The following is a 10,147-nucleotide window of genomic DNA, read 5'->3' as shown; positions in this document are numbered from 1 at the left end:
GTGCCGGTGTTCTTGGTGGTGGTCTGGTGCACGCTGCCGGTGTCGCTGGGCCACGAACCACTGCCGTCACCGCCACCACCCGGAGTCGTGGTCGTGGTGCTGCTCGTCGTCGGGGTCGTGGTGGACGTGGTGGTCGACGACGAGGTGGACGAACTGGTGGAGGTGGACGTGGGCGACCCGGTGCACGTCACGCCGTTCAGCTTGAACGAGGTCGGCGCCGGGTTGGAGCCCGACCACGAGCCGTTGAACCCCGGTGTCACCGACGCGCCCGTGCCGAGGGAGCCGTTCCAGCTCGTGTTCCGCACGGTCACCGTGCTGCCGGACTGGCTGAACTCGCCGGACCAGCCCTGGTCGACGCGCTGTCCCGCGCTGAACGCCCACTCCAGGGTCCAGCCGGACACCGCGTCACCCAGGTTGGTCACGGTGACGTTGGCGCCGAAACCGCCGTTCCACTGGCCGGCGACCACGTAGTCCACCCGGCACCCGACCGCCGCACTGGCCGTCGGGCCACCGGCCACCACCAGCGCCGCGGACATCGCCGTCACCGACGCCACGGCGGACACCGTGGCGGCCCATCGGGCGGATCTGCTCTTGCGCGTGCTCATCCAAGTCTCCTCATGCTCTGGATCGGGGTGGACAGGTTCAGATCCGGGCGCCCAGCTGGGCGTGGTTCCTCGGCTGGAGGAACGTCGACGGTCGGATGTTGCCGGCGGAGTCGCGGGAGCCGGTGATGGTGGACGCGCTGGTGCTCGCCAGGTCCGAGTCGGACCAGGACGACTTGATGTCCCAGGAGTTGCCCGAACCGGTGGAGCTGCCCAGCGAGACCGGCTTGGCGTTGCCGACGGCCAGGTTCGCGGTCAGCCTCGACTGCGAGCGGTCGACCGTGAAGCCGTTCTTGGCGTTGCGCCACGCGGTGTTGCGGGTCAACGAGGTCGCGCCGGGGTTGCCGTTGTCCACGAACCCGCCGGCGGCGTTCTTGAACGACATGTTGTTGGTCAACGCGTGCGCGACCGCCGGTGCGGGGTTGCCGCCGCCGAGCTTGAACCCGTTGCCGTCACCGGAGAAGTCGGGCAGGTTCCACCGGTTGTAGCCGTTGCCGTGGGCGATGCTGTTCTCGATGCGGATCGGCGAGGCGAACAGCCAGGCGTCGAAGCCGTCGTCGACGTTGTTCCACAGCCGTGCGCCGCGCACCACGTTGCCGGTGCCCGAGCCTTCCTTGATGGCCAGGCCGTCCGCGCTTTCGCCGTTCTTGCGCGGGTCGCGGTTGCCGTGGCTGTCGAGGTTCAGGATCAGGTTGTTCGCGGACGCGCCCTGGAGCTGGAACCCGCTCTCGTAGTTGTCCCGGGTGACCAGCCGCTCGAACACGTTGTCGTTGCACCCGGCGCAGTAGTACGCGTACGGGCCGCGGATGATCTCCAAACCCGAGACGTGCCACCAGGACGCCTCCTGGTGGAACACGCCGCGCTCGTCACGCGGGATGCTGCCGCCGACCGGGGTGTGGCTCGCGGGCAGGGCCTCACCGTCCACCACGACCCGTTCACCGGGGTAGTTGGCCAGCCGGATCGGCCGGCCGGGTTCGCCGCTCTTGCGGATCTGGATGTTCGTCATGACCGCGTACGTGCCGCCCCGGACCAGGATCGTGGCGCCGGGAGTGGTGAGGTCGACGGCCTTCTGGATGGACTTGAGCGGTCTCTCGACCGTGCCGGGGTTCGAGTCGCTGCCAGTGCCCGCCACCACGAAGGTGGGGTCGGCGGCTTGCGCCGGCGCGGGGGCCAGGGCGAGCAGTGCGGCGGCCGTCGTGAGAGCAATCGTTGATCTCATGCGTCCTTCATCCTACTTGCGGGCAGAATTCCCCAAGATGTTCTGGGAGCGCTCCCAGGGAGGTTAACGCAACGGTTTCGAATCAGGCAAGAAAATTCATGGACGTGAATCTTTCCTGTTTTGCCGGGAGGTCGGCGCGCCTTGTTCGCATACTTGAACAAGGCGGTCCGAATGAAATCTCCGCGTGGTTCGCAATACGCATTACGGCTTGGCGGGTGGCCGGCCATGTGTCGGGGAAGGCCGACCCGGCTACCCCCGTGGCATCGGTTCTCGCCGAGCACGGGAGGTGGACCATGTCCAGCCCGGAAAGCCTGGAAGGCGAGCTGGGGCGCGACGCGGTGGTCGTGGGGTTCGACGGCTCGGAGCGGTCGCGGCAGGCCGCGCACTGGGCGGCACGCGAGGCGGTGAGCCGAGGGCTGCGCCTGGTCGTCGTGAACGCACTCCGCGGGCCGTTCCCCGAGGTGCTGGTGACCTCCTTGTCCATGCCCCTGCCGCAGTTGGTCGACGAGGCCGCGGTGCGCGCCTACACGGACGAGCACCTGGCCGAACTCGCCGACGAGTGCGTCCGGATCGCACCCGGCCTGGACGTGGACACCCGCGCGTTCGACGGACATCCCGCCGCCGTGCTGGGCGAGGTCGCCCGGAACGCGGCGCTGCTGGTCGTGGGCTCGTCCGGCGCCACCGGCCTGGCCAGGCTGTTCGCCGGCTCGGTCACGGCGGACCTGGCGCACCACGCCACCGGAACGCTCGTGGTGGTCCGGGAGACCGGTGCGGAGGGCGGCCACGTGGTCGTCGGCGTGGACGGGTCCGACCCGAGCTACCTCGCGGCCGACTTCGCCGTGGACTTCGCCGCCCGCCACGACCGCCCGGTGGTCGCCGTGCACGCCACCACCGGCCTCCCGGTCGACGCGATGGCCCCTGGTGGGGCGTGGGGTCAGGGCCTGGGCCTCGGGCTCGACGCCGAACAGCTCCGGACCTCGGCGGACGCCCTGATCGTCAAGTCCCTCGACGGACCGCTGGCACGCCACCCGGAGGTGCGGGCGGAACGGCTGGTGTCGTTCGCGCGGCCCGCCCAAGCCCTGGTGGAGGCGGCGGAAGGCGCCGCGCTGCTGGTGGTGGGCAGCCACGGCCACGGAGCGGTGCGCCGCGCGCTGCTCGGCTCCGTCAGCCACGCCATGCTCCACCACGCCCACTGCCCGCTCGCGCTGGTGCACGGCGCCCGACAGCCGCACTGAACCCACACCCGGTCGATCACACGGCTTCGCCCGACTCCCGTCGGGTACCGGCGGTGATCTCGGCGCCGGCGTTACCGCAGGTGTTCGTGCTGCTGCTCGGCATCGGCGAGACGTCGTAGACCGCTACGAGGCCGCCCGCAGTGGGTCTTCTCCGCCGCACTGCACGCCTGACGCTCCCTGCTCGCCGCCCCTGGCGGGAAGCGCCTCGTCGGTAGCGCCGTGTCAGTCAGGCGTTCGGGTCGAACGGGATGCCGCTCGGCTTGGCCAGGCCGAGGTTGTAGTGGAACGCGCTGTCCTTGATCGCCAGGCTCGCGCTGCCGAAGTCCGCGTTCACCAGGACGTCCCGGACGCCGGAGGGGAAGTGGTCCCAGCTCACCAGGTCCGGGTACTGCCAGGCGCGGTAGTGGTTCTCCGGCTGCTCGGTCGCGCCCGCGAGGCGGAAGCAGTGCGTGCTCGCGCCGTCCTTGTGGTAGACGATCTTGGGGTGCGTGCCGTCCCATGCGACCTGGGAACGCGGGTAGGTCGAGTATCGGCCGTGCGCGGACGTCGAGACGTACTGCGCCTGGTCGCCGCTGACCCACACGATCACGTGCTCGATGTCGTGCCGGTGACCGCAGCAGTCGATCAGCGGCACGGCCTGGTCCTTCTCGAAGTACAGGTCGTAGAGGTACGCGCACCAGCCGTTGTTGCACTTGGAACGCGAGTACGAGTTCGTGTTGTCCAGGTCGGACTGGTCGCGGCACTGGCCGTTGAGGGCGCCCGAGTTCTTCAGGCCGGTGGCCAACGCCCCGGTCGGCGAGATCGCCGGGGTCGGGTAGCAGCCGTCGGTGTCGTAGTCGAACGCGGGCTGCCACTTGGCGTCCGCGGCGGCCGAGGACGCCGGCAGCGCGCGCGGGGGTTCTGCCCACGCGACCGCGGGAACGAGCGCCGTGAGCAGAGTCGCGCCCACCAGCGCGCCCAGCAGTCTCACGGCGGTCCGCCTCGCACTGGTGCGGGGAGTGCTACGGGGCTGGTCCGTCAACTGGGCGGTCAACTGGGCGGTCACGACGGCACTCCATCCGGTGTCGACTGGACGGCGGCGGAACCGGCCGCTGACGCGGAGATCATCGACCGGCACCGAAGGGTCCCGGCACGGGCTCGACCCCGTCAACCCGCCGATGGTCGGTTCGAGGCGAACAGGCGACTAACAGCTGCGGACCTACTGCCGATGGGGAGACGATCGAGACCTGCGGAGACATCGGCGTTCTAGTGAAACTCCGCGCGGGTGGAGCGGTTCATCCCGACCCGTGGGGTAGCGGTTGCCGGAGCAGGTGGCGGCAGTCGCCAGGGCGCGGGTGTGTCAAGGGAGGCGGATCGGGATCACCACCCGGTGTCATCGAGGTGCGTCGGCCTCGCCCGAACCACCGCTCGAACCACCGCCCGGTTCACCGCAGTCGGCCCCGCGTAGGGCGCGTGGTGGTAGGAAGGCTGGGTGAGCAACTTGGATGACGAGGCCGGGCTGCGGCTCGCGCAGGACGAGGTCGTGTCGCTGGCCAGCGAGCTGATCCGGATCGACACGACCAACACGGGGGATCCGGCCACGGTCGTCGGGGAGCGCGCCGCCGCCGAGTGGGTGGCGGAGAAGCTGGGCGAGGTCGGCTACGAGACGACCTACGTCGAGTCGGGCGCCAAGGGCCGCGGGAACGTGGTCGCCCGGTTGGCCGGCGCCGACCCCTCACGGGGCGCGCTGCTGGTGCACGGGCACCTCGACGTGGTGCCCGCCGACGCCTCCGAGTGGTCCGTGCACCCGTTCTCGGGCGCGGTCCAGGACGGGTACGTGTGGGGCCGCGGCGCCGTCGACATGAAGGACATGGTCGCGATGACCCTGGCCGTCGCGCGGCGCTTCAAGCGGGAGGGCGTGGTGCCGCCCCGGGACATCGTCTTCGCGTTCCTGGCGGACGAGGAGGCCGGCGGCCTGTTCGGGGCCAAGTGGCTGGTGGACAACCGGCCGGAGCTGTTCGAGGGCGTCACCGAGGCCATCAGCGAGGTCGGCGGCTTCTCCATCACGATGAAGGACGACGTCCGCGCCTACCTGGTGGAAACCGCCGAGAAGGGCATCCGGTGGCTCAAGCTCCGGGTCCGCGGCACGGCCGGCCACGGCTCGATGATCCACAACGACAACGCGGTGGCCAAGCTGGCGGCGGCCGTCACGAAGCTGGGCGAGCACCGGTTCCCGCTCGTCGTGCGGCCGTCCGTGCGGGAGTTCCTGGACGGCGTCTCGGAGATCACCGGGCTGGAGTTCCCCGACGACGACATCGAGGGCTCCATCGGCAAGCTCGGCGCGCTGTCCCGGATGATCGGCGCGACGCTGCGCGACACGGCCAACCCGACCATGCTCTCCGCCGGGTACAAGGCGAACGTCATCCCGTCGCTCGCCGAGGCCACGGTGGACTGCCGGATCCTGCCGGGCCGCGAGGAGGCGTTCGACCGCGAGCTGGCCGAACTGCTCGGCCCGGACGTGGAACGCGAGTGGCTCGGGCTGCCACCGGTGGAGACCACGTTCGACGGCGCGCTGGTCGACGCGATGACGGCGTCGATCACGGCCGAGGACCCCGGCGCGAAGGTGCTGCCGTACATGCTGTCCGGTGGCACGGACGCCAAGTCCTTCCAGCAGCTCGGCATCCGCAACTTCGGCTTCGCCCCGTTGAAGCTGCCCGCCGACCTGGACTTCTCCGCCCTGTTCCACGGCGTGGACGAGCGCGTGCCGGTGGACGCGTTGCAGTTCGGCGTCCGCGTGCTCGACCGGTTCCTGCGCAACTCGTGACCGATCGGGTGCCGCCCGCGCGGGTGGGCGGCACCCGGTCGTGGCGACCGCACTAATCGTGCGAATCGTCGGTTCACATTCGTCCGATCGAATGCACGACGGGCGTTTTGCGCGGACGCCCGGAACCCGCCGCCTCGATACTGCTCGGATCGATTCCGACAGGAAGAGGCGAAGGTGAACGATCCTCTCTTTCGCGGTGTCCACGTGCTGCTGTCCGTGATCAGGGACCTCGTGAGCCGGCCGAGGTGGCGTCCGCGCCGCGGCCGGGACGGGCTGCGCGGCGACCGCCCGCTCCCGCTGCTGTGCCTGATCCGCGATTCCGGGCGGAACGACGTGCTGGACGCGTTGTCGACCCGCCTCGGACAGGCCGGCACGCCGCGGAAGCGGAAGGTGCTGTCCGTCCTCGTGCAGGCCGACCAGGCCGAGGCGGACGCCCGGGACTGCTGGTCGGGGGTCGGCCGTGAGGTGCCCCTCCTGCCGCTGCTCGACGTGCTGCACCGCCGGCTGCTGATCGACCGGTTCGGCCACGACCGGCTCCGGTCGTTCCGGCACTACCGGCTGGTCGACTGGCTCACCGGCCACTCCCTGCGGCCCGGCAGCCGGCGCGACGACCGGGCGGTCACCGAGTTGCTCCGCGACTGGTACGCGGCGGCGGACAGCCCCGCCGAAGCGGAGCAGCGCACGGCGGTCGGGCAGGCCGCCCAGTCCCTGTGGCTGCGGGTGCTGGTGCTGGCCCTCACCGTCTGGAACCGCCCGCTGCGCTTCTGGCTCTGGGTGCACGGCGTGCCGCTGATCGGCCGCGAACCGCGCTGGCTGATGCGCCAACCGTTCATGGTCCCCAGGCACTCCACCGCCTTCACCGGGTTCGCCGAACGGCTCACCGCGGGCAGGCGGGGCGAGGAGAACCCGGAGCACCTGAAGAAGCTGCTGGTGCACGCGTTCCTGCAAGACCTCCGGTCGGCGTACCGGCCACGCGGCCTGCGACTGCGGCGGTGGCAGCGCACGGCGTACACGGTCGTCCTGCTGGACGGCGTCACCGAGGAGAACGGCGGCTGGGAATTCCTGCGGCTCGTCAACGACGTCCGCAACGAGTCGACCGAGCACGACCCGCTGCTGGTGATCGCCACCGCGGCGGAGAAGCCGCACGACCTCCAGGCCGACCGGCCACTGGTGCCGGTCAGCCGGATCAAGGGCGAGCTGGACTTCTGGTGGGACGGGCTGCCCGGACACCGGCAGTCGCTGCGCCCGGACGCGAGGTTCGTCTTCGCCCGGCTGCCCGCGCAGGTCGGCGCCGACGCCGCGCTCAGCCAGGACGACGACTCGGCCTGGCCCGACCTGGGTGACATCCAGCCGCGCAAACCACCGCTGCCCGCCCGGAAACCGGTCGTCGCCGCGGTGCTGGGCGCGGTGCTCGTCGCCGGGTTGCTGACCGGTGGCCGCTGGGGGTACGTGCGGGTGGAGAAGGACTGCCTGCCCGACCCGAGGGCGGGCGTCGCCGTCCGCTGGGTCGCCGACATCGAGACCTGCATCGGCTACAGCGACGACGAGGCGCACGTCTTCGGCCGCGACGAACGGCTGAAGGCGGTGCAGCTCGCGATCTTCGACCTCAACGCGGAAGCCGAGCGGCTGCACGAGGAGAACCCCGACCGGGTCCTGGCGAGCCTGGTCTACTTCGCCGACGTGACCCACCCGAAGTCCGATCCCGGCGCCGACGACTCCGTCTCCGAAGAGCTGGAAGGGCTGCTGATCCGCCAGGAAGCCCAGAACAAGACCAGCACGTCCGAGCCGCTGCTCCGGGTGATCGTGGCCAACGGCGGCGACGAGATGGAGGCCGCCCGCACCGTCGTCGACGAATTCCTCGAACCCCTGCTTGCCGCCGACCCCACGGTCCTGGGCGTCGTCGGCATGGGACTGACGGTGCCGGCCACCGAGAGCGCCATCGGCGCGCTGGGCGACCTCGGCACGCCGGTGCTGGCGACCTCGCTGACCGGTGAGGGCCTGGGCGACCTGTCCCCGCTCTACTTCCAACTCGTGCCGGGCAACCAGGTGCAGGCCGAACTGGTCGCCGCCTACGCCAGGGCCGAGCGCAAATCGGTCACCGTCTACCACCCGCCGCTGACCGACAACTACCTCAGGAGCCTGGTCGGGAAACTGGCCACGGCGCTCGGCGGTGAGCACGCCGCACAGCCGTGGGAGAACAACGTCGGCGCGGTCGCCATCTCCTGCGGTGAGGACGAGATCGCGTTCTACGCGGGCCGGGAAGGGGATTTCGCCGCGTTCCTGAGCGCGGTCGTCCACCAGTGCGACGACCGACGCCCGATGGTCATCGGCGACGACACCGTCTCGCGGTTCGTCGCGCAGAGCAGCCTGCGGCTCAAGAACGAGTTCAACGACATCGCCGTGTCGTTCGTGTCGATGGGCTCGCGCGTCGTGCTGGCCGGACCGGACTGCCTGAAGAAGGGCAATCCCGACGTGCCGGACGCCTCCCGTGACGCCGAGCGTTCCCTCGTCGCGTTCTGCACCGGGCACCACACGGTGCGCAAGAGGGTCACCGGACCCGGCCGGGTCGCGGAACTCGCCCGCTTGCTCGACGAGCCCGAGGACCGGATGCCGTGGCCGGGGGAGCGGATCGGGCTCGCCTACGACGCGGCCAGCCTCTTCGTGCAGGCGGTGCGGGAGAACCTGGACCGGAACCGGGTGCGCAACCCGGACGGGTCGGCGCCGTCCACCGCACCGGAACACCGCGTGCACCGGGCCGCTGTCGCCCAGGAGCTGCGCGAGCCGAACACGTTCAGGGGCGCCACCGGCCCGATCGACTTCGCCGAGTCACGCACCGGCCGGACCCGGCCGCTGGCGATCCTGACCATCGCCGACATCTACGACCTCGACCAAGTGCCGACGTGCACGTACGAGATCACCATGCCGGCGGGCGAGTCGGTGGAACCGCCGCGGGGCACTTCGGACTGCTGACCCCGGGGATTGACGCCGGGCCGCAGGGTTGGCATGGTCTGTACCAGTGTGAGAGCGCTCTCAACGACTTGCCTGGGCGCGTGGCCACTCCTGCGCGGCCCCGCGCCTCCCTGTGGACAAGGAGGACTGCGTGCGCATGACAACGTTGACAAAGATGAGTGTGGCCGCCGCGCTGGCGATGAGCGGACTGGTGGTCGCACCGGCCGCCCAGGCCGCGCCGGCCGCACCCCCGTCGGCACAGCTGTCGCCGGGGCTGGTGTCCTCGATGCGGGCCGCGTTCGGGCTCACCGAGCAGCAGGCCCTGGTCAGGATCGACCAGGAGGCCAAGGCCACCTGGCAGGCGCCGTCCGCGCGCGCCGCGGCCGGCTCGTCGTTCGGCGGGAGCTGGTTCGACCAGGACAAGGGCGTGCTGGTGGTCGGCGTGACCGACCCGGCAGCGGCCGAACGGGTCCGGGCCACGGGCGCCGAAGCCCGCCTGGTCGGCCGGACCGCCGCCGAACTGGACCGGCTCAAGGACCGCGTCGACGCGCTGTCCGCGGCGGGCAAGGTCCCGTCGGCGGTCACCAGCTGGCACCCGGACCCGCGCAGCGGCGCGGTCGTGGTCGACGTCCAACCCGGCGTGCAGACTGCGGCGGTCGCGGAGTTCCTCGCCGCCGCACGGGAAGCCGGCCCGGTCGAGGTGAACACGAAGGGCGTCACCGCGCCCGTCCCGTACGCGGCCGGCACCGTCGGCGGCGACCCGTACTACACCGGCAACGTCCGCTGCTCCATCGGCTTCTCGGTGCACGGCGGGTACGTCACCGCCGGGCACTGCGGCGGCACCGGCGCGCAGGTCTACGGGTGGGACCGGTCCTGGCAGGGCCAGTTCGCCGGCTCCTCCTTCCCCGGCAACGACTACGCGTGGGTCCGTACCGGCGGCGGCTGGTGGAACGTGCCGGTCGTCCTCGGCTGGGGCACGGTGTCCGACGCGCTCGTGCGCGGCTCGTGGGAAGCCCCGGTCGGCACGTCGGTCTGCCGTTCCGGCTCCACGACGCACTGGCACTGCGGCGTGATCCAGTCCCGCAACGAGACCATCCACTACGCCCAGGGCGACGTGCACCAGATGGCGGGCACCAACGTGTGCGCCGAGGGCGGCGACTCGGGCGGCTCGTTCATCACCGGTGACCAGGCGCAGGGCGTCACGTCCGGCGGGTACGGCAACTGCTCGTCCGGCGGCCGGACCTGGTTCCAGCCGATCAACGAGATCCTGTCCACCTACGGCCTGGCACTGCTCACCGCCTGACCGCGACCGGACCCGCCCGCGCAGCCCGCGGGCGGG

Annotated in this window: 7 protein-coding genes; 4 read left to right on the top strand and 3 right to left on the bottom strand. The window is 71.1% G+C overall.

The genetic code is table 11. From position 1 onward, the window contains the following. Both OQ02_RS43115 and OQ02_RS36170 read right to left on the bottom strand, forming a co-directional pair. Positions 1–605 (bottom strand): cellulose-binding domain-containing protein (locus tag OQ02_RS43115; protein ID WP_197043653.1); only part of this gene is annotated, 605 nt, incomplete at its 3' end. Positions 606–642: 37 nt separating this feature from the next. Further along, complete coding sequence (locus OQ02_RS36170) at positions 643–1,821, bottom strand: right-handed parallel beta-helix repeat-containing protein (RefSeq protein ID WP_033443182.1); 1,179 nt, start codon at positions 1,819–1,821, stop codon at positions 643–645. 293 nt (positions 1,822–2,114) lie between these two features. Here OQ02_RS36170 and OQ02_RS36165 point away from each other — a divergent pair, with 293 nt between their 5' ends. Next, positions 2,115–3,056 carry a universal stress protein gene (locus tag OQ02_RS36165; RefSeq protein WP_033443181.1) on the top strand — a complete coding sequence of 314 codons (942 nt, stop codon included), beginning with the start codon at positions 2,115–2,117 and terminating at the stop codon, positions 3,054–3,056. 226 nt (positions 3,057–3,282) lie between these two features. On the opposite strand, the gene OQ02_RS36160 is transcribed toward OQ02_RS36165, so the two are convergent. Further along, positions 3,283–4,005: an NPP1 family protein gene (locus OQ02_RS36160; RefSeq protein ID WP_051773236.1), complete on the bottom strand. Its 723-nt coding sequence runs from the start codon at positions 4,003–4,005 to the stop codon at positions 3,283–3,285. Between the two features lie 522 nt (positions 4,006–4,527). On the opposite strand from OQ02_RS36160, the gene OQ02_RS36155 reads away from it, so the two are divergent. The 3 genes from OQ02_RS36155 (at position 4,528) to OQ02_RS36145 (ending at position 10,111) form a co-directional block, all read left to right on the top strand. Continuing rightward, complete coding sequence (locus tag OQ02_RS36155) at positions 4,528–5,859, top strand: M20/M25/M40 family metallo-hydrolase (protein ID WP_051773231.1); 1,332 nt, start codon at positions 4,528–4,530, stop codon at positions 5,857–5,859. A gap of 174 nt (positions 5,860–6,033) precedes the next feature. Next, on the top strand, positions 6,034–8,829 hold the full coding sequence (locus tag OQ02_RS36150) for an ABC transporter substrate-binding protein (protein WP_063747212.1): 2,796 nt from the start codon (positions 6,034–6,036) through the stop codon (positions 8,827–8,829). A gap of 136 nt (positions 8,830–8,965) precedes the next feature. Then, a complete protein-coding gene (locus OQ02_RS36145; protein ID WP_231500385.1) occupies positions 8,966–10,111 on the top strand; it encodes a S1 family peptidase in 1,146 nt (381 codons plus the stop codon). The last annotated feature ends 36 nt before the right edge of the window (positions 10,112–10,147 follow it).

This window comes from Saccharothrix sp. NRRL B-16314 (genome assembly GCF_000716595.1).
Classification (GTDB): Bacteria; Actinomycetota; Actinomycetes; order Mycobacteriales; family Pseudonocardiaceae; genus Actinosynnema.
Note: the sequence above shows the minus strand (reverse complement) of the source record. Positions and strands in the feature narration are given on the sequence as shown.

Excerpts from the sequence above, each read along its gene's own strand:
- OQ02_RS36170 (WP_033443182.1), bottom strand. The coding sequence starts at position 1,821 with ATGAGATCAACGATTGCTCTCACGACGGCCGCCGCACTGCTCGCCCTG.
- OQ02_RS36145 (WP_231500385.1), top strand. The coding sequence starts at position 8,966 with ATGACAACGTTGACAAAGATGAGTGTGGCCGCCGCGCTGGCGATGAGC.
- OQ02_RS36165 (WP_033443181.1), top strand. The coding sequence starts at position 2,115 with ATGTCCAGCCCGGAAAGCCTGGAAGGCGAGCTGGGGCGCGACGCGGTG.